The 17,655-nt window shown below is 70.8% G+C and carries 16 protein-coding genes and 1 pseudogene; 10 read left to right on the top strand and 7 right to left on the bottom strand.

The annotated features are described in order from the left end of the window. Nucleotides 1-268 precede the first annotated feature (268 nt). The 5 genes and pseudogenes from CES90_RS49680 to CES90_RS18325 all read left to right on the top strand — a co-directional run bounded on the left by CES90_RS49680 (nt 269) and on the right by CES90_RS18325 (nt 3,038). Entirely contained in the window at nt 269-553 is a 285-nt protein-coding gene (locus CES90_RS49680) for a hypothetical protein (RefSeq protein WP_229914072.1), read from the top strand. Beyond that, the gene (locus CES90_RS18340) at nt 550-774 is read left to right on the top strand and encodes a hypothetical protein (protein ID WP_189785269.1); all 225 of its coding nucleotides are present in this window, start codon (nt 550-552) and stop codon (nt 772-774) included. Before CES90_RS49680 ends, CES90_RS18340 begins: the two co-directional genes overlap by 4 nt. Next, nucleotides 771-1,427 carry a DUF6415 family natural product biosynthesis protein gene (locus tag CES90_RS18335; RefSeq protein ID WP_189785268.1) on the top strand — a complete coding sequence of 219 codons (657 nt, stop codon included), beginning with the start codon at nt 771-773 and terminating at the stop codon, nt 1,425-1,427. The genes CES90_RS18340 and CES90_RS18335 overlap by 4 nt, the downstream gene beginning before the upstream one ends. 319 nt (nt 1,428-1,746) lie before the next feature. Further along, a pseudogene (locus CES90_RS18330) lies at nt 1,747-1,899 on the top strand (IS1380 family transposase); the annotation flags it as partial. A gap of 350 nt (nt 1,900-2,249) precedes the next feature. Next, entirely contained in the window at nt 2,250-3,038 is a 789-nt protein-coding gene (locus tag CES90_RS18325) for a hypothetical protein (RefSeq protein WP_189785267.1), read from the top strand. A gap of 454 nt (nt 3,039-3,492) precedes the next feature. Here CES90_RS18325 and CES90_RS18320 read toward each other — a convergent pair whose 3' ends face one another. The 4 genes from CES90_RS18320 to CES90_RS18305 all read right to left on the bottom strand — a co-directional run bounded on the left by CES90_RS18320 (nt 3,493) and on the right by CES90_RS18305 (nt 10,035). Beyond that, the gene (locus tag CES90_RS18320) at nt 3,493-4,413 is read right to left on the bottom strand and encodes a hypothetical protein (RefSeq protein WP_189785266.1); all 921 of its coding nucleotides are present in this window, start codon (nt 4,411-4,413) and stop codon (nt 3,493-3,495) included. A gap of 176 nt (nt 4,414-4,589) precedes the next feature. Beyond that, entirely contained in the window at nt 4,590-5,381 is a 792-nt protein-coding gene (locus tag CES90_RS18315) for a calcium-binding protein (protein ID WP_229914071.1), read from the bottom strand. A 181-nt stretch (nt 5,382-5,562) separates the two neighbouring features. Continuing rightward, complete coding sequence (locus CES90_RS18310; protein ID WP_189785265.1) at nt 5,563-8,829, bottom strand: sacsin N-terminal ATP-binding-like domain-containing protein; 3,267 nt, start codon at nt 8,827-8,829, stop codon at nt 5,563-5,565. 279 nt (nt 8,830-9,108) lie between these two features. Then, nucleotides 9,109-10,035 carry a DUF3027 domain-containing protein gene (locus tag CES90_RS18305; protein ID WP_189785264.1) on the bottom strand — a complete coding sequence of 309 codons (927 nt, stop codon included), beginning with the start codon at nt 10,033-10,035 and terminating at the stop codon, nt 9,109-9,111. Between the two features lie 526 nt (nt 10,036-10,561). Between CES90_RS18305 and CES90_RS18300 the strand changes: the two genes are divergently transcribed. The 4 genes from CES90_RS18300 to CES90_RS18285 all read left to right on the top strand — a co-directional run bounded on the left by CES90_RS18300 (nt 10,562) and on the right by CES90_RS18285 (nt 14,168). Next, nucleotides 10,562-11,953: an MFS transporter gene (locus CES90_RS18300; RefSeq protein ID WP_229914070.1), complete on the top strand. Its 1,392-nt coding sequence runs from the start codon at nt 10,562-10,564 to the stop codon at nt 11,951-11,953. A gap of 98 nt (nt 11,954-12,051) precedes the next feature. Beyond that, nucleotides 12,052-12,546 (top strand): hypothetical protein, encoded by a 495-nt coding sequence (locus CES90_RS18295; protein WP_189785263.1) that lies wholly within the window; start codon nt 12,052-12,054, stop codon nt 12,544-12,546. 34 nt (nt 12,547-12,580) lie between these two features. Continuing rightward, complete coding sequence (locus CES90_RS18290; RefSeq protein ID WP_189785262.1) at nt 12,581-13,330, top strand: futalosine hydrolase; 750 nt, start codon at nt 12,581-12,583, stop codon at nt 13,328-13,330. Beyond that, complete coding sequence (locus tag CES90_RS18285) at nt 13,320-14,168, top strand: 1,4-dihydroxy-6-naphthoate synthase (RefSeq protein ID WP_189785261.1); 849 nt, start codon at nt 13,320-13,322, stop codon at nt 14,166-14,168. The genes CES90_RS18290 and CES90_RS18285 overlap by 11 nt, the downstream gene beginning before the upstream one ends. 493 nt (nt 14,169-14,661) lie before the next feature. Here CES90_RS18285 and CES90_RS51255 read toward each other — a convergent pair whose 3' ends face one another. After that, a complete protein-coding gene (locus CES90_RS51255; protein ID WP_189785260.1) occupies nt 14,662-15,045 on the bottom strand; it encodes a cold-shock protein in 384 nt (127 codons plus the stop codon). Nucleotides 15,046-15,269: 224 nt separating this feature from the next. Here CES90_RS51255 and CES90_RS18275 point away from each other — a divergent pair, with 224 nt between their 5' ends. Beyond that, nucleotides 15,270-15,521, top strand: coding sequence for a hypothetical protein (locus CES90_RS18275; RefSeq protein WP_189785259.1), 252 nt, complete (start codon nt 15,270-15,272; stop codon nt 15,519-15,521). On the opposite strand, the gene CES90_RS18270 is transcribed toward CES90_RS18275, so the two are convergent. Then, nucleotides 15,518-16,150 carry an HAD family hydrolase gene (locus CES90_RS18270; protein WP_189785258.1) on the bottom strand — a complete coding sequence of 211 codons (633 nt, stop codon included), beginning with the start codon at nt 16,148-16,150 and terminating at the stop codon, nt 15,518-15,520. The genes CES90_RS18275 and CES90_RS18270 overlap by 4 nt on opposite strands. Before the next feature lie 215 nt (nt 16,151-16,365). Continuing rightward, nucleotides 16,366-17,424 (bottom strand): hypothetical protein, encoded by a 1,059-nt coding sequence (locus tag CES90_RS18265; RefSeq protein WP_189785257.1) that lies wholly within the window; start codon nt 17,422-17,424, stop codon nt 16,366-16,368. Nucleotides 17,425-17,655 lie beyond the last annotated feature (231 nt).

The following is a 17,655-nucleotide window of genomic DNA, read 5'->3' as shown; positions in this document are numbered from 1 at the left end:
AGTGTCGAAGCCTGAGCTTGCCGGGAGGCCAACGATCCGTCCAGGACCGCGAGTTCCTGCTGGCCAGAGCCTGGTTTCTCGTCCAGAAAAGTTGGTCAGCGCTGCCCGTGACGAGGCGCGCTGCTCTTGGAACCGTAGAGGGCGAACGAGGACCACACCGGGCAAGGGGCCCCAACGGCCCCCGGCGACCGCTGACACGGCCCCGGGGTGTGGCCGACCTGATCGGAGCAGATCGACAATGCACCTTCTACCACACGCCCTAGCATGGATGAGAGCACTGCTGTTCGGACCGCCCAAGTCCGGCCGTTCGAGCTGCCGGACGGCTCCGGAGGCCGGTCGTACCGCCCCGTTCCCCTACCCGTCGCCGGGAATGTGGGGCGCGATCCTGGCGGCGGCGCGTCGTCGTCGGGCTCCGCACCTGTGGCCGTCATCTGAGTTGCCCGCTGCCGAGGACGACTTCATCACCGGCCTCCTGGTCCGCGCCTACGTGTGGCCGGAGGACGAGCGGACCCGGTGCCTGGCCTCCCCGCTGAGGGCGGCACGGTGGCGATGACCGAGTACAGGCCGAAGCTCGGCGACACCGTTGAAGACACCGGCCGCAAGAGGGTCGGGAAGGTCATGGGCTTCGAGGGCCCGTACGTCCAGTTGCGGCCCATTGGGGGAGGCGTCGAGTGGGACGCCAGTCCGGAGCAGCTGAGGCCGCTCACCGTTGTCGAGGCGTTGAGCGCGGGCATGGCGGTGGTCAACGCACGGTCGAGAGGGGAGCGGTTGTGAGCAGTGTTCGCAAGTCCAGCCCGACGGTGTACAGGGGCCGGGACTGGGAGGGCTTCGTCGCCCATGCCTTCGAGTGCGAGCCGTGCGCGACGCTGCCGTTGGGCCGGGGCTGTACGGAGGGGAACAGGATTCGCCGCCGTCCTCCGGCGGACGCGGCGGGCCGGGACGACGGCGCCGTCCCTGTGGAGGTCCTGCCGCTGGACATCGAGGCGATGCGCGCCACGACGGAACGCCTGCTCTCCGAGGACGCCGAGTCGCCGACGACCGAGGAGCTGGACGGCCTGGCCCTGCTGTACCGGGGCCATCTCGCGCTGCTGATCCCCGAGATCGAGCGTGCCGTCTGTCGGCTGCCGAATGAGAGCAGACTCAAGGCGCGTGCGCTGGGTGGCGTGAGCGAGGCTCGCTCACGCCTGGGCATCAAGCCGTGCCGGGCTCCGGCACGGAAGGCGATCCTCACCGAGCGCCTCGCCCGCTCGGTGATGTGCCTGCTCGGCCACCTGGAGGAACTGCACGGTGCGGCCAGGGAGCCGGTGGCGTACTGCTGGCGCTGCTCCGGAACGATCAAGCCCGGCGAGCCGTACACCGAGCACGATGTCCACGCGGCCACGGGCGGCGGAACGACGGTGTACCTGCACGGTGGTGCCTGCCCATGACTGGGTTGAAGCCGGCCTGTTGTCACTGTGGCAGGCCAATCACGGATTCCGAGGACATGGTCGAGGTCGCGTACGGAGCCGACAACTCCGGCCCCGGCCAAGTGGCCTGCGCGCACCTGAACGATGCCTATCGTCCAGCCGGAGCATGCGGTGCTCAACCAGCTCTCCCGGCGCCGGAAGGCGAGGAAGCCGTGATCCGGAGCCTGACCGCTGCCGTGTAGGTGGCGGCCGTGTTCGCCGTGGTGCCGACGCGCGCACCTGCCTGACGCACCCCATGGCGACCGCAGGGTCAGGATCGCACCGTAAGACACCGCTCTCGATGCCCATGCTCGCCCTGGCCGGCAAGGCCCGGCTCTGGGAACTCCGCCGCCTGCGGTTCCGCTTGTTCACCGCAGCCGCCCAGCTCATCACCACCGGTGGCCGCAGAATCCTCCGACTTGCCCGGCACTGGCCCTGGACCAGTGAGATCACCACCACCCACACCATCCCACCCGGAACAGCGGAACCCGGCGCCCACCCGACACGACAGTCGGGCCACCAGCCTGCCCACCGCCTGGCCCAGAACACAGAACGGTCCGCCGACTCCGTCGGCGGACCGTCACGCAAGATCGAGGCCAGAACCTGCCATACCATCCAGAGAAATTAGCCACTCAATCTCCGTTTTCTTCACGTGACCCTCAGAACCACCTCAAGTCCCTTGCCCTCTCAGTGACACCAGAGAAAACTCGTGTTCACGGGCGGGACACCCCCAACAACCCGTAGATACATGACCAATTGGGGCAGGGGAGACAAGTGAAGAATCGCCGTACCATCACCAGAGCCATGGCCATCCTGGGCTCCGCTGCAATCATTGCGGGGATGACCCAGACCACGGTCGCGGCCGCTGATGACACCAGCCCGGCTCGCAGTAACGAAACGGCATCCGCGTCGGAGTACATGGCCTACCTCGCTTGGAATGCGGCTTCCCAGAAGCCAGGCGCCGCAGAAGCCTTGAGAAAGTTCAAGGCTCTCTCTCCCTCCGATAGAGAGAAGTACCTCGACTACCTCAACAACCCCAAGGCCCTTGAGGCGCTCCTGCAGGAGGCAGCGGAGGGAGAGCCGGGAACTGATACGCCCACTGTTTCCACGGCTGCGGCCAACACCACGGCCGCCGGGGTTACATCCTCGACGCCGCTGTTCGGCGGAGACATAGTCATCGAGACTGCACAAGAGTCCACCTTCACCCCGGACCCCGACGAACCGACCCCCGCCAAGGAAGCACAGGCCGCAGGCGGCAAGCTGCGGAAGGGCACATGGGAGTCGAAGTTCACAGCCTCTCAGAAGATCCTCGGCGTGACTGTGACAAAGCTGTCCGTCTGGGTGAGCTATTACACCAACGGCAACAAGATCACGAAGGTAAACTTCGCCGACGGAGGAAAGCGGAACTACAACGCCGCCGTCGCTCTCACCAAGAGCATACCCAAGGCATGGATGGACGGTTCCTACGCCAACGGCTCGATCATCTGGGAAGGGAGCATCGTCTTCAAGGACTTCGGTATCAGCATCGACAAGCGCCAGAAGGTATGGGCCAACGCGTATGGATTCCGCGGCGGATATCTGAAGAACGTCTGACCTGAAAGGTACCTTATGACCAAAACCGGAAAGACGGTCATCACTGTTCTGTCCGTCATCCTCGCAACTCTGGTGGCCCTGGCAATTACGGGGTTCGCATTCTTCACTTCCGCTGATAGTGAATCCAGCGGTAGTGACCGCAAGGTCGGCCTCGGGCCATCCACCGCTGAAGTCCGGGAAGGGGCACTGTCATGAGGATGTCGGCCATGACGACCCGCGAAAAGGTACTCGCAGGCGCGCTGACCGTGGTGATCGCCCTCGTCATCAACGGGATGGTCCAGAACATCACCTGGTGAGCACAAGCCACACGCAGTTCAGCAGAGGTGCTCGGGCGTGATTAACTCCGTCCGAGCACCTCGCATTCGAGGCTGCCCCACAGTCGTCAGGAACACCTGGCCATCGAGGGCTCTGCTCGAGGGACCTGTACCGGCTGGCAACGCGAAGGCAGGATCCCCTACTTCACGTCGATGGCGTCGGCCGCGGAGGTTGCGGTCGACGTGCCCCAGCTGCCTGCGAAGACGAAGCGGTAGGAGCCGTCAGCTGTGGCCTTGACGGTGGTCTTGACGGCGCCCGTGGAGGACGTCTTGACCGTCTTGACGTCCTTGAAGACGGACGTGCCCTTCTTCTTGAACTGGAGCTTCACCGGCTGACCTCCATAGCCCGGGAACTTGTTGGTCTCCCAGTTGGCGCGGGTCAGCTTGCTGGTGACCGTGATGGTCTTGCCCTTCTTGACCGGCTCGGGCGCCGCGTTGGCGCCCGTGAGCTTCGCCTCGCGCTGCAGCCTCGTGGTACCGAGGTCACCCTGCCAAGTATCGCCAACCTGCCCGGTGTTCGGGTCGCGCTGGATGGCGAGTCCGCCAGCCTTCCAGGACCGGGCGTACGAGTTGGCGAGCTGACCCTCCCCCGGCCTGATGTCGACCAGCGCCTTGCAGCTGGCGGTGGTCGGGGAGGTGGCCTTGCAGGACGCAGCTTCGTCACCGAAGAGCACCGGCTGCTCGAAGTCGTCCTGTACCGAGCCGGGCATCGACTTCAGGTAGAGGAAGGGCCCGTTGGCAAAGTCCTCCGAGGTTATGTCGAGGTCAGCGGCGTGCGTCAGGGTGTAGGTGACCTGCACGGTGCGGTGCTTGGTCGCGCCCACAACGATCGGCTTGCCGCCGTTCACCTTCATCTTGGAGAAGGTGACGTCGGGGCCCGCCATGGTCGCGTCGACCCCGGTTGCCGCGCCGAACGTCGACGGCGCGGCACCGGCGGAGACCGCCGCCCAGGCCGGGGGGGTACCGAAGCCGTTCGCCGCGTCGGCGGACGCGGCCGGGACGGCGAGGGCGGAGAGGGCCAGGGCGCCGGAGACGGCGGCCACGGTGGCTCGAATACGCATGAGTTCCCCTGATGGAGAGGTGAGGGCCCGAAGGTGGTCCTCACCTGGGGCCCTGGCCGACCGCGAGTCCGTTGACCCGCGAGATGTGGTGCTCAGGGGACGCCCCGGCGCGACCGGCGCGCCCCCTGCACGGCTTGCTTCCGACGGGCTGACCGAGGGCTGAGCCCTCGGACGGCTTACTTCACGTCGATGAAGTCACCCGCGGCCGCGACCGACGCCGTGGTGGAGACGCCCGCGAACACGTAGCGGTAGGAGCCGTCGACGCCCGCCTTGACGGTGGTGGACAGGGCGCCCGTGGAGGACGACTTGACCGTCTTGACCGTCTTGTACGAGGACGCGTTCTTCGCCTTGAACTGCAGCTGCACCGACTGGCCGCCGAACGCGCCGTTCACGCCGGTGTCCCAGTTGGCGCGGGTCAGCTTGCTGGTGATGGTGACGGTCTCACCCTTGGCCACCGGCTCCGGGGCGGCGTTGGTGGCCGCGAGCTGGGCGGCGCGCAGGACCTTGAAGGACTTGAGGTTGTCCTTCTGGACGTAGTCGTAGTCCTTGGCCTGGGCGAGCGCCCAGGTCTTCCACGTGCCGGCGACGGAGTTGATCGCGTTGTAACCCGGCGTGAAGGTGAAGGTCGCCGAGCAGTTGTACTTCTTGGAGGTCACCTTCTTGCAGGTGATCGGGTCCTTGCTGGGCGAGGCGGCGCTGTCGGCGGTGTCGATGGTCTTGCCGCGGTACAGGTACGCGGTCGCCATCCGGTGGCCGGAGTTGTCCGTGACGGTGTACTTGAGCGTGACCGTCTTCTTCGCCTTCGCTCCGACGACGACGGCCTTGCCACCGTTCACGGAGGCGCTGGTGATCGAGATGTTGCCGACCTTCTCATCGGCCATCGCGGCCGGAGCGGCAAGGGCGGTCAGAGCCAGGGCGCCGGTGACGACAACGCCCAGAGTGGCACGCTTGCGCAATGTTTTCCCCACGTGGAAAGGGGACCCGCGGCAGAGAGCTGTCACGCGGGGCCCGATGGTCTGGTGAGCCTGATGGCTCACCAGACACGACATGTGGCGCGCGGGAATGGTTGTACGAGTTGTGAACGAGTTTCGTGAATGTTGCGCAGATCACATCCACAGGGTTTAGAGCTCCGGTTGGCAAGGGTCCGGCTCAGTCGAACCAGCGGTCCCGTGCCAACTCCTCCGTTCTCGACGGGTCTTCGAGCAGGGCAGCCACCTCGAAGCGGCGCGGCCACTGTCCCGCCGCCCAGGCGAGCCCGGCGGCGACGCCCTCCAGCGTGGCGGCGTGCAGCACGCCGTCCCGCGTCCGGCGCCAGTCCAACTCGACCCCATCGACGACGAGTTCCTCGTGCTCGACGTACGAGGACGGGGTGGCGGGTCCCAGCAGCACCCGTACCGAATCCGGCACCTCGTGCTCGACGCCCTCCGAGTCCACCTCGCCCGTCACCGACTCGCTGAGCCGCCGTACCTGGAGCAGCTCGGCCAACTCGGCGGCCCGGGACGGCCGTACGGGCAGCAGGGGCACACCGGAGGTGAAGGGCAGCAGGTCGGGTGAGTCGACGACGACTGCGTCGGCCGCGTCCACGACGGTCACCTCGCCGTCCACCACGGCCCGCAACTCGTCGGGCAGGGTCACCTGTTCGGGGTCCAGTTCCGCCAACGCGTCATACAGACCGTGGAGTTGGGCGGCGCCGACGTGACGGTCCGGGTCGGCCAGACGGTCCAGCAGCTCCGCAGCGCCGCCCGGCTCCTCCAGCAACGCCGCCACCGACGTGCGTACGCCGAGGGCCCGCAGCACCTGCTCGTCGTCGAACCCGGTGGCGTCGGCCTCGTCGTACAGGCCGCGCAGCAGCGGGTCTCCGCCGGCCGCGAGCAGACCGGCCGGACGGCGGCCGTCCAGCACCGGATGCCCGCGCAGCCACCAGGCCGTGTACGGGCGTACGACCTCGTGCGTGCCGTCCGGGAGGAGGATCCGTACGGGCTGGACCAGCGCGTCCCGCAGCGGCGGCCGGGCGAGGAGCGCGAGCGCCTCGGGCCACCGGTCCTCGTCGACGAGATCCAGGTCGCGCACGGCCACGAGCTCGGTCGCGACGGGCGGCACGGGGCTGTCCGGGAAGCGGTCGAGGATGTCCTCGCACCACACGTCCACGGCGTCAAGGAGCCCGGCGTCATCCGGTTCGGCGAAGTCGGAGTCGCGGGGCTCCAGTTCGTCGGGGTCGAGGACGACGTCGGTGGCGCGCACGAGGGCGAAGTTGGCGAGGACTCCGCAGGCGGCCAGCGGCTGCTCGCCCCAGCGGTCGGCCAACTCGGCGTCCACGAAGGCGAGTTCGTCCTCGCGCATGACCTGGGCGAAGGGGCTGCCGGGGAGGACGAGTTCACCGGCGGGCGAGAGTTCGCCGTCCTCGTCGGGGAGGGCGAGGGCGCCGAGCCAGGGTTCGTCGCCGGGGTCGAGGGCGGCGTCACGGACGAGGGTGAGGACGAGGTCGGCGAGTTCGTCGGCGTCCGGGGCGTCCTCGTCCCAGACGGCCCCGCCCTCGTCGTCGAGGGAGGCCGCGACGGCGGCCCGCACCTGGGGTGTGGTCAGCACGGCGCGCGGGGTCGCGGGCAGGGCGCCCAGCTTCTCCAGGAGCGGGTGCGCGGCGTCCGGGTGGGCGACCTTCAGGCCGAGCCGGGCGAGGGTCTCGGGCGCGGTCTGCGGGCCGTCGGGGGTCGGGAGGAGGACCTGGCGCGGACCGATCGTCGTCCGCCCGTCCGCGAGCGGCACCGGAAGCCCGGAGAGCCGGTCGGGGTCGACCCCGGCGAGGCTGTCGTAGAGCCGCCGCCACCAGTCCGGGGCCTTCTCCAGACCGGCGAGCCGGTCGATCGCGTCGCCCAGCGGAAGGCGCGCGACACCCAACGTACGCAACTCCGCGCGCCGTTCGAGCCCGGCGGGCAGCAGGCTGGGCAGCACGTCCGCGAGCACCCGTACGGTGTCGGCTCCGGCTCCCTCGACGACCTCGGCGTCCCGGGGGCGGAGCGCGAAGGGAGCGTCGGCCCACTCGTGGGCCTCGGCGCCCCCGGCAGACAGGGTGCCGGAGTCCTCGCTGACCCGGAACGGGTTGGGGACGTCGGGCCAGTTGTTGGCCTCCGGCGCTTCCACCGCCGCCCCGGCATCCTGGGGCCGGCCGTCCCCCGCGGGCTGCGGTGCCGCGCGCGGCAGGAAGGCGGTGCGCGGCAGCCGTTCGAGGATCGCCTGCCGCAGCGCGCCGTCCAGCTCGCCCTTGCCCAGCGGGCCGGGCACGAGGTCGATGATGCCCTCGGTCACCGGTTCCCAGGCGGCGAGGAGTTCGGCGTACGCGTCCGCCGCGCGCTGGACGAGGAAGTCGGTGAGCGGACCGGGCGCGGCGTGCCGCCGGGTCGTGTCGAGGGGGAAGGAGGCGATGAGCAGCGCGGGTACGCCGAGGGCCTCGTCGCTGGGCGTGGGCGCGTGCACGACGGGGTTGCTGCGGGGCCGCAGCGGCGCGCCGTCGGGCCCGGTCGGCACCGCCCACGTCACGGACCAGTGCGGACGCAGCCGCTCCTCGACCGGCCGGTCGGCGAGCAGCGCGGCCTCGACCGCCCCGTGCGCGGCGACCGTACGCCAGCGTGTGACCCCGTCCCGGGAGTCCTCGACGACGACGTACGCCCCCTCCGTGCGCCGCCGCAACGTCCGTACCGTCGCGTCCGTGTTCTCGAGGTTCTCGATGACGACCTCGTCGAGGCCGGGCAGCGCGAGGAGCAGCGAGTCGTCGACGCGGTCCAGCAGCCGCTCGGCGAGATCCGTGGCGGCGGCGTCCCGCAGCGGCAGGATGACGACGGTGTCGTACGACTCCGGAGCGGACCCTTCCGCCGCGAACGGCAACCGCAGCAGCGGCACATGCCCGTCACGCCGGCGGATCTCGTCCCCCAGCCCGGGGCTGTTCCGAGCGGTGTCGGCGGCGAGCAGCCGGGCCTCGGCGAGCGACCACCGGATACCGCCGTGCCGCCCGACGACGGCGGGCTCGTCGGTGACGGCGAGCACGGCGGCGAACCCGACGCCGAACCGCCCCACCGCGCTCTCCGGGGTCTCCCGCTTGGCGGACGCACGGAGCGTGGACAGGGACTCGACACCGGCCGCGTCCAGCGGGGCGCCGGTGTTGGCAGCGACGAGGACACCGTCCCGGAGGGTCAGCCGCAGCCGCCCCGGCACCTTGGCGCGGGCGGCGGCATCAGCGGCGTTCTGCGCCAGCTCGACGACGAGCCGATCGCGATACCCGCCGAGGACGAGGTCCTCCTCGGCGTTCGCGTCCTCCCGGAACCGGGCCGGGCTCGTCGCCCAGGCATCCAGCACCCCGCGCCGCAGCCGCGCCGTCCCGAACGGGTCCGCACCCTCGGCCGCCGGCCGCACGAACTTGCTCACGGTTCACCTTCCCTGTCGCCTGGTGCACGAAGGTATCGTGCGCCGGGCTCCTGGGAGCTCGGGGGATTACGGTCGTCGGGCGTCTGCGGATGAGTCATGGTTGCTCGCGCAGTTCCCCACGCCCCTGAAAAGCAGGGGCTGCGCCCCGTGCTTTTCGGCCCGCAGGGGCCGTGTCTTTCAGGGGCGCGGGGAACTGCGCGACAAGCCCCCACTAACCCGCAGACGCCACACCACCCGCACCCCCGAGCCGGAAGGCGACAGTCCCAGCCGAACGCCGGTCTAGGAGTGACCCAGCTCCGCCTCGGCCTCCGACTCCTCCACCGGCACCGACCCGGAATCCGGCGCCGGCCGCAGCGGGAAGGGGTCCACCCTGGTCTCGTCCAGCCGTGGCGGAGCCGGCTGCGGGGGCTTCGGCATGACGGCGGCCTCCGAGTGGCCTCCGCAGCCGTACGTCAGGGAGACGACCCGGCCGTCCGCCGGGGAGAACTCGTTCGCGCACACCCCGAAGGCCTGGCCCAGCGAGCCGCCGATCGGCATCAGGAACCCACAGCTGAGGCAGGAGGCGGGCGCCGCCTGGGCCATCGCGGTCTTGGCGCCGAAGCCCTCGTCCCACCGGTCGGCGGCCGTGTGCAGCCCGTACCGGGACAGGACCCGGGCCCGCCGCATCCCCAGTTCCTCGGCGACCGCGGCGATCGACCCCCGGCTCGGGGCGAGCGGCAGGTTCGCCGGCACCCCGGCGGTGACTTCGGCGTCCTCCGCCTCCACCAGCTCGGCCATGTCGTGCGAGACCGGGGAGTTCGGCAGCGGCTCGTCCTCGCCGGAGTACCCGGGCTCCAGCCGCAGATCCTCGGCGTCGGTGGGCAGCAGATCGCCGGGCCCCATGTCGCCGGGCCGGAGCCGCTCGCTCCAGGGCACCCACTCCGGCGCGAGCAGCGCGTCGGGGCCGGGCAGCAGCACGACCTCGTCCAGCGTCACGAACTTCGCGCGCGAGGCCCGGGCCACGGTCACGGCCCAGCGCCAGCCCCGGTAGCCCATCTCCTTGCACTCGAAGAAGTGCGTGACAACGCGGTCGCCCTCGGAGACGAGGCCCGCGTGCTCACCCACCACTCCGGGCGCGGCCGCCTCCTCGGCGGCGGCGCGGGCGAGGTCGACGGCCTCGGCGCACAGGCGGTCGGGGGTGCGGCTTCGCGTTGTCGCTGCGCTCACAGGTATCGCTTCTCTCCTACGCCGTCTCACGAGTGCGCCTCCCTCGGCGGGGGTGCGGACGGAGCGGACCAGAGGGCCGCGTCGACGTCCGCGCCCGATCGCACTCGGGCGCACCTATGTCATCCATTCTGCGGGATGAACGAGAGGCGCGCGGCCGAGAACAACCGCCGCGGGCGCGCTATGCACGCTACCTTCTCCGAGGCTCACCGCGTAACCGCTGCGCTCGGCTTCCGCCGGTCCCGCGGGAGAGCTCGGGTACTGCGGTCGTCGGGCGTCTGCGGGTGGGTGGGGGCCGTTCGCGCCCCGCGGCGGAGCCGCAGATGTCACAGCCCCGCGCCCCTGAAAAGCAGGGGCTGCGCCCCATGCTTTTCGGCCCGCAGGGCCGTGTCTTTCAGGGGCGCGGGGAACTGCGCGAGCAACCACAACGCACCCGCAGCCGCCAGACAACAGGCACCCCCGAGCTGGAAGGCGCCCCATCCGCGCGGTAATCGCACCACACGCCCCTTTCTCGGGGCACTATGACGAGGTGACCGGCGCCGAGCGGAGCGAACAGCGCGGCGGGTCGGGTCGGGTGACCGGGGCCGTCCGCTCGGTGGGCCGTGCCCTGCACCTCCCGGTCACCGGCCCCGCCCGCGGCATCCGCAGGGCGACCCACGCACAGGGCGCCGGCGAGTCCGGCCTCGGCAAGCTCATCGAACTGCACGGCGTGAACGGCGCGGGCGACGTGATGATCACCGTGTCGCTCGCCTCCACGGTCTTCTTCTCCGTCCCCACCGACGAGGCCCGCGGCCGGGTCGCCCTCTACCTCGCCATCACGCTCGCCCCCTTCGCCCTGCTGGCCCCGGTCGTCGGCCCCCTCCTGGACCGCCTCCCGCACGGCCGCCGCGCCGCGATGGCGGGCGCCATGCTGGCCCGCGCCTTCCTCGCCCTGATCCTCGTCGGCGCCGTCCAGACCGGCAGCCTGGAGCTCTACCCGGCCGCACTGGGCGTGCTGGTCGCGTCGAAGGCGTACGGGGTGGTGCGGAGCGCGGTCGTGCCGCGACTGCTGCCGCCCCGGTTCTCGCTGGTCAAGGCGAACTCGCGGGTCACCCTGTGCGGACTGCTCGCCACCGGCGCCGCCGCGCCGATCGGGGCCGGGCTGCAGGCCCTCGGCCCCCGCTACCCGCTCTACGGCGCCTTCCTGATCTTCGTCGCCGGAACGTTCCTCTCCTTCTCGCTCCCGCACAAGGTCGACTCCGCGAAGGGCGAGGACACGGCCCTCCTCGCCGCCGACCCCGAGCACCTGCACGGCCCGCACCGCACCAAGACGCTGAAGCGGCCGGGGCTGCGCACGGTCGGCCCGGCCGTCACCCACGCGCTCGGCGCCAACGCCGCCCTCCGCGGCCTCTCCGGCTTCCTGATCTTCTTCCTCGCCTTCCTGCTCCGTGAGCATCCGCTCGGCGGGCAGAGCGCCGCCGTCTCCCTCGGCATGGTCGCCGTCGCGGCCGGTACGGGAAACGCGCTCGGCACCGCCGTAGGAGCGTGGCTGAGGCAGCGCGCGCCGGAGCTGATCATCGTGACCGTCGTCGCCGTGGAACTCGCGGTGGCGATCGCCACGGCCTGCTTCTTCAGCGCGTTCCTCATCGCCTGCCTCGCCGCGGTCGCCGGCTTCTCACAGGCCCTGTCCAAGCTGGCCCTGGACGCGCTGATCCAGCGTGACGTGCCCGAACTGGTCCGCACCTCCGCCTTCGCCCGCTCCGAGACCCTGCTGCAGATGGCCTGGGTCGTCGGCGGCGCCGTCGGTATCGCCCTCCCCCTCCACGGCACCCTGGGCATGGTCGTGGCCGCCGCGATCGTCGCCGCCGGCTGGCTCACCACGGTCCGCGGCCTCCTCTCCTCCGCCCGCCGCGGCGGCGCGCCCCGCACCCGGGTGGCGTGAACGCCAAAGCCGCACATCAGCCGCACATCACAGGGACCGGACCGGCACGCCGTACCCCACGTAAAGGCACCCCCGGACGGGCCAGATAGCCTTCGCCCATGACCTTCCTGCCCCGCGGCGGAGCCGCCAGTCGACACAGCCGTCGCGCCGCAGCCACGCTCGGCGCCGTTTCCGCCGGACTTCTCGTCCTGTCGGCCTGCGACACGCCGACGCCGATCGCCACCCTCACGCTCGGCAAGGACTCGGTGCACACCGAGGCCGAGTGCTACGAGGACCTCGACCAGGCCGAGGTCCAGAAGTGCGTGAAGGAGAAGCCCTCCGAGAGGATCGAGCTGCCGCAGGGCGAGACCCTGCGCGTCGGCGTCGACCCCGAGGTCGCGGACACGGGCTGGTCCCTGTGGATCGACGGCGAGCCGGCGACCCCGCAGTACAAGAAGACGTACTACACCTTCCCGAACGCCGGCGACCTCTTCGCCGCCCAGCAGGGGCAGGCCCCGCAGAAGTCGCTGACGATCAGCGTCGTCGAGCAGAACAAGGAAGGCACGGAGTTCAAGGGCGTGTGGAACTTCACGCTCGAGAACCCCGACGCCTGATCCGGGCCCGGCCCCCGATCCGTAGCCGCCGCCCATGCGCATCCTCGTAGCCACCGCGGTCCCCGCCGAGCGGGACGCGGTGGCACGGGCGTTTCCGGGCCCCGGCACGGACGTCCACCTACCGGCCGCAACTCTCCACCACCACGACGTCCAAGGTCATGGCCTGGCGTACGACCTTCTCGCCGCCGGTGTGGGTCCCGCGCTCGCCGCCGCCTCCACCGCCGCCGCGCTGACCGCCGCGGCCCTCGACGGCACGCCGTACGCGCTGGTCGTCTCCACCGGCATCGCGGGCGGCTTCCACCCCGAAGCCCCCGTCGGCTCCCTGGTCCTCGCCGACGAGATCACCGCCGCCGACCTGGGCGCCGAGACCCCGGACGGTTTCCTCCCGGTCACCGAGCTGGGCTTCGGCACCGTCACACACCACCCGCCGCGCGCCCTCGTGCGCCGGATCGCGACCGCGACCGGCGCGCGCACCGGCACCGTGCTGACGGTCTCGACCGTCACCGGCAGCGCCGAGCGCGCCACCGCCCTCCGCGCCCGCCACCCGCACGCCCTGGCCGAGGCGATGGAGGGCTTCGGGGTCGCCGAGGCGGCCGCCGCGCACGCCGTCCCCGTCCTCGAACTGCGCGCCGTCTCCAACCCCGTCGGCCCCCGCGACCGCGCCGCGTGGCGCATCGGCGACGCGCTGACCGCACTCACCGAGGCCTTCGGGAAGCTGACGCCCGTACTGGAGAGTTGGGATCCACATGAGCCACATGAGCCACATGAGCCACATGAGCAGTGAGCCCTTGCAGATCGCGTACTCGCCCTGCCCCAACGACACGTTCGTCTTCGACGCCTGGGCCCACGGCCGGATCCCCGGCGCGCCCGCGCTCGACGTGACGTTCGCGGACATCGACATCACCAACGGCATGGCCGAGCGCGGCGACCTCGACGTACTGAAGGTGTCGTACGCCGTCCTGCCGTACGTCCTCGACGAGTACGCCCTGCTGCCCTGCGGCGGCGCGCTGGGCCGAGGCTGCGGCCCGCTGGTGCTGACGCGGGAGCCGGGCACGGACCTCACCGGCCGTACGGTCGCCGTGCCGAGCGAGAAGTCGACCGCGTACCTCCTCTTCCGCCTGTGGGCGGCGGACACGCTGCCCGGCGGCGTCGGCGAGATCGTCGTCATGCCGTTCCACGAGATCATGCCGGCCGTACGGGACGGGAAGGTCGACGCCGGACTCGTCATCCACGAGGCCCGCTTCACGTACCAGAACTACGGCCTCCACAACCTCGCCGACATGGGCGAGCACTGGGAGGGCACGACGGGCCTGCCGATCCCCCTGGGCGCGATCATCGCCAAGCGCTCACTGGGCCCGGAAACCCTGACCTTCCTCGCCGACACGATCCGCACCTCGGTCCACGCCGCCTGGGACAACCCCGAGACCTCCCGCCCCTACGTCCTCGAACACGCCCAGGAGATGGACCCGACCGTCGCCGACCAGCACATCGGCCTGTACGTCAACGAGTTCACAGCAGACCTCGGCGAGGACGGTTATGCGGCCGTCCGCGGCCTGCTCACGCGCGCGGCGGCCGAGGGGCTCGTACCAGCGCTCCCCCCCGAAGCCCTCGCATTCCCCTGAGCCACACGCCACACGACAACCACCGCACGGAGACCAGCGCAGCCGACCGGCAACCCGCGAAGCCGTGCAAAGACGGCGGAAAAAGACACCGCCGCGATCCACGGCCCGCTCACGCGCGCGGCAACCGAGGCGCTCGTACCAGCGCTCCCCCCCGAAGCCCTCGCATTCCCCTGAGCCACACGCCACACGACAACCACCGCACGGAGACCAGCGCAGCCGACCGGCAACCCGCGAAGCCGTGCAAAGACGGCGGAAAAAGACACCGCCGCGATCCGCGGCCCGCTCACGCGCGCGGCGGCCGAGGGGCTGGTGCCGCCCCTCGGCCCGAGTGCGCTCGTTCTCCCCCAGGTCCTGTCGTCGAACTCCCGTCGTCGCCCGAAGGGCGGCCGCGCGCCCGCCACGCCAGCGGCTGATGTCCGCACAGGTGCGCACTCTCGGCGTGTGGGGCAGCGTGCATGGCGTCGCGCGGCAGAGGGGAGTTTGACGACAGGGCCTAGACGTCCAGCTGGTCGGCCACGGCGCGGAGCAGGCCGGCGATCTTCTTACCGGCGGTGCGTTCGGGGTAGCGGCCGCGCTCCAGCATCGGCGTGATGTTCTCCAGCAGGGTCGTCAGGTCCTGCACGATGGAGGCGAGTTCGTCGGGCTTCTTGCGCTGGGCGGCGGCGACCGACGGGGCCGGCTCCAGGAGCGTCACGGAGAGGGCCTGGTCGCCGCGCTGACCGGCGACGACTCCGAACTCGACGCGCTGTCCCGGCTTCAGGGTGTCGACGCCGGTGGGCAGTACGGAGGAGTGGACGAAGACGTCACCGCCGTCGTCGCGGGAGAGAAAGCCGAAGCCCTTCTCGCTGTTGAACCACTTGACCTTGCCGGTAGGCACGTCTGTCCTCGTCCTCGTACTCGTCGGAAACTGCGTCGGAAAGTGTTCGGGGTGTATCCGCGCGTGGGCCGCGCGTGTTCTTACTGTGTTCTGGATGTGCGCAAACTGCTCTGGACAGCACTACAGCGGGTCGTCGGGACCCGCCGGTCCAAGGCTAATGGTCCGGGGGCAGCTGACAAGACGTCGCCCGACTGTTCTCTCGCGCTGGGAACTACCCTGGTCCGGTGCGTGACAAAACCCAACCGAATTCCGCCGAACCCGGTGACCGGCTGATCCGTATCGGTGCCATCGTCTTCTTCGTCGGCGCCGTGGCCACCCTCGTCACCGTGGCCCCGCTGTTCCTCGGAACGACGCCATTCCCCACATACATGTTCGGATTGAGCATGTTCATGGGAGTCGGATTCCTGATCGCCGGCGCCGGCGTCCTCCAGTCCGTCGCTGCGGGGCGCAAGAGAGCGCGCGAGGCGCGTTTCTAGCGCGCCGGCGGATCTTGGCGGTGGTGCGCGACCCACCACTCCGGAAAGGCCGTCAGATCCGCGAGGACGACGTCGGCACCCGCCTCCCGCAGCTCCCGCTCGTCACAGGGACCGGTGGCCACCCCGACCGAGTACGCCCGAGCGGTGCGCGCGCCGCGTACGTCGCCGGTGTGGTCGCCGACGTACACACTCGCCCCGTGCTCCCGCAACGCCTCCGCCTTGGCCTCCGCCCACAGATCCCCGACCACCTCGTCGGCCTCGATCCCGAGGTGCTCCAGGTGCAGCTTCGCGTTCGGCTCGTACTTGGCGGTCACCACGATCGCCCGCCCCCCGCCCGCCCGAACCGCCGCGATCGCCTCCGCCGCGCCGGGCATCGCGGGCGTGGCGGCGATGGCGATGGACGGGTACATGGCGCGATACATCTCCGCCACGGCCGGCACCTCCTCCGCCGGAAACCAGTACGCCAGCTCATCCACCAACGGCGGCCCCAGCCGCGTGATCGCCAGATCGGCGTCTATGTACGCCCCCGTCCTCGCCGCCAACGCCTCAAAACAGGCGTGAATCCCCGGCCGAGAATCGATCAAGGTCATGTCGAGATCGAACCCGACGGTCAGCATGCGAGAGGTCATGCCCCCCATTGTGCCCAGCACCAGCGCCCCGCAAGGGGCGCGGGGAACGGCGCGACAAGCCACAACGCTCCCGCACACGCACACGCACACGCACACGCACACACACGCAAGCCCTCACGGCGAAAAGGCGAAGCGGGGTCGAAGGGGCGGCAGCCCTTGGGGACGGGAACGAGACGGGAACGGGTAGGGGCGGCGGGGGCGAGCAAACCCCCAGATCACCGACCCCGCTGAGACCGCCAGAGAACATAGAGCGCCGACGAGATCGCGGCGACCCGAAGCACCCACGGCCACGTCTCCGCCACCGCCACATTCATCTCGCCCCGAGCAATGGCATCCCCCCACCGCCCATCACTACGCCCCCACAGCCACACGATCCCACCCGCGGCCACCACGCCCGGCACCCCGAGCACGGCCAACTTCGACTCCGCGGGCGTCAACCTCCGCGAGAGATAGGCGATCAACCACCCCAACCCCAGCGGCACCAGACTCCCCATCACCGCCCCCGCGACCAGCAACACGGCGGCCAGCAACAACAACGGATTGCTCCACCCACCAGCAGGCCGCAACCGCGGCAACCGCCGCCGAGGGGCATCGCCCTCACCCGCGTCCTCCGCCGGAACCGCCGCCTTCTCCACGGCTCCCGACGCCGGCCCCGGCTTCCCGGCCGCCGCCCCCTGCCCGTCCCCGCCCTCCGTCACCGGCGGCGGCTTCAACAACTCGGGAATCTCCACACCCCCGACAAACCCGGGTACGCCGTCCCCGAGCCCGAGCCCGAACTCACCACCGCCGGGCCCGCCTCCTCCCCCGACCCGCCACCAGTCGGGCTGCACCCCGCTGTCGCCGATCTCGTGCAGCGGGGCGAGGTGCGGCGGGGAAGCACCCTCGTCCACGGGCGGCGCCGCCGACTCGGCCGGGCGGGGACGGGGGACGACCCGGCGCAGGCTCTTCGACAGCCCCTTGGGCCGTTCCTCCGAGTCGTGGTCACCACCGGTCGCCCGCTGTACGGGCACGGCGGCCGGCGGCGCGTTCGGCGCGGGCGTCTCGCCGGGCGTCCCCGCGGCGGTGACGATCTCGTCGGGCGTACCGAGGCGGGCGATGATGCGGCGCACGGCGGCCGGACTGTCCACCGTCGCCTTCGCCCGCCGCCGGTCGATCTCGTCCCGCAGCTCCGACACCAGACGCATACGGGTCGCCGACGGCAACTGCCGCTGCTGGGCCAAGTCACCGACCCGACTCAGATACTCGTAAACGACCTGGTCGCTCTCAATCCCCACGAAGCCCCTCCGGGGTTGGCGCGTGCTCATCCGACCGTACCGTTTCCAGGCACCCGGAGCTGATGCGCTACGACCACCCCGGCTGCGCAGGGCACCCGGCGCCGGGGCCGGCCTGGGGCAGGTTCCGCTTACTGGCGCTGACAGGGTGCCGCCGCGCCCACCCTCCCCCACTCTCGGCTTCGCTCGAGCGGGAGGTACCCCCATCGCCCCAGCGGCACGACTGCCCGCGGC

The sequence above is a fragment of the Streptomyces capitiformicae genome, assembly GCF_002214185.1.
Classification (GTDB): Bacteria; Actinomycetota; Actinomycetes; order Streptomycetales; family Streptomycetaceae; genus Streptomyces; species Streptomyces capitiformicae.
This window is presented reverse-complemented; position numbering and strand designations above follow the sequence as displayed.

What these genes read in the sequence shown, in the direction of transcription:
- CES90_RS49680 (WP_229914072.1), top strand. Translation starts at nt 269, where the DNA reads ATGAGAGCACTGCTGTTCGGACCGCCCAAGTCCGGCCGTTCGAGCTGC.
- CES90_RS18340 (WP_189785269.1), top strand. Translation starts at nt 550, where the DNA reads ATGACCGAGTACAGGCCGAAGCTCGGCGACACCGTTGAAGACACCGGC.
- CES90_RS18325 (WP_189785267.1), top strand. Translation starts at nt 2,250, where the DNA reads ATGGCCATCCTGGGCTCCGCTGCAATCATTGCGGGGATGACCCAGACC.
- CES90_RS18320 (WP_189785266.1), bottom strand. Translation starts at nt 4,413, where the DNA reads ATGCGTATTCGAGCCACCGTGGCCGCCGTCTCCGGCGCCCTGGCCCTC.
- CES90_RS18295 (WP_189785263.1), top strand. Translation starts at nt 12,052, where the DNA reads ATGACCTTCCTGCCCCGCGGCGGAGCCGCCAGTCGACACAGCCGTCGC.
- CES90_RS18290 (WP_189785262.1), top strand. Translation starts at nt 12,581, where the DNA reads ATGCGCATCCTCGTAGCCACCGCGGTCCCCGCCGAGCGGGACGCGGTG.
- CES90_RS18285 (WP_189785261.1), top strand. Translation starts at nt 13,320, where the DNA reads ATGAGCAGTGAGCCCTTGCAGATCGCGTACTCGCCCTGCCCCAACGAC.
- CES90_RS18270 (WP_189785258.1), bottom strand. Translation starts at nt 16,150, where the DNA reads ATGACCTCTCGCATGCTGACCGTCGGGTTCGATCTCGACATGACCTTG.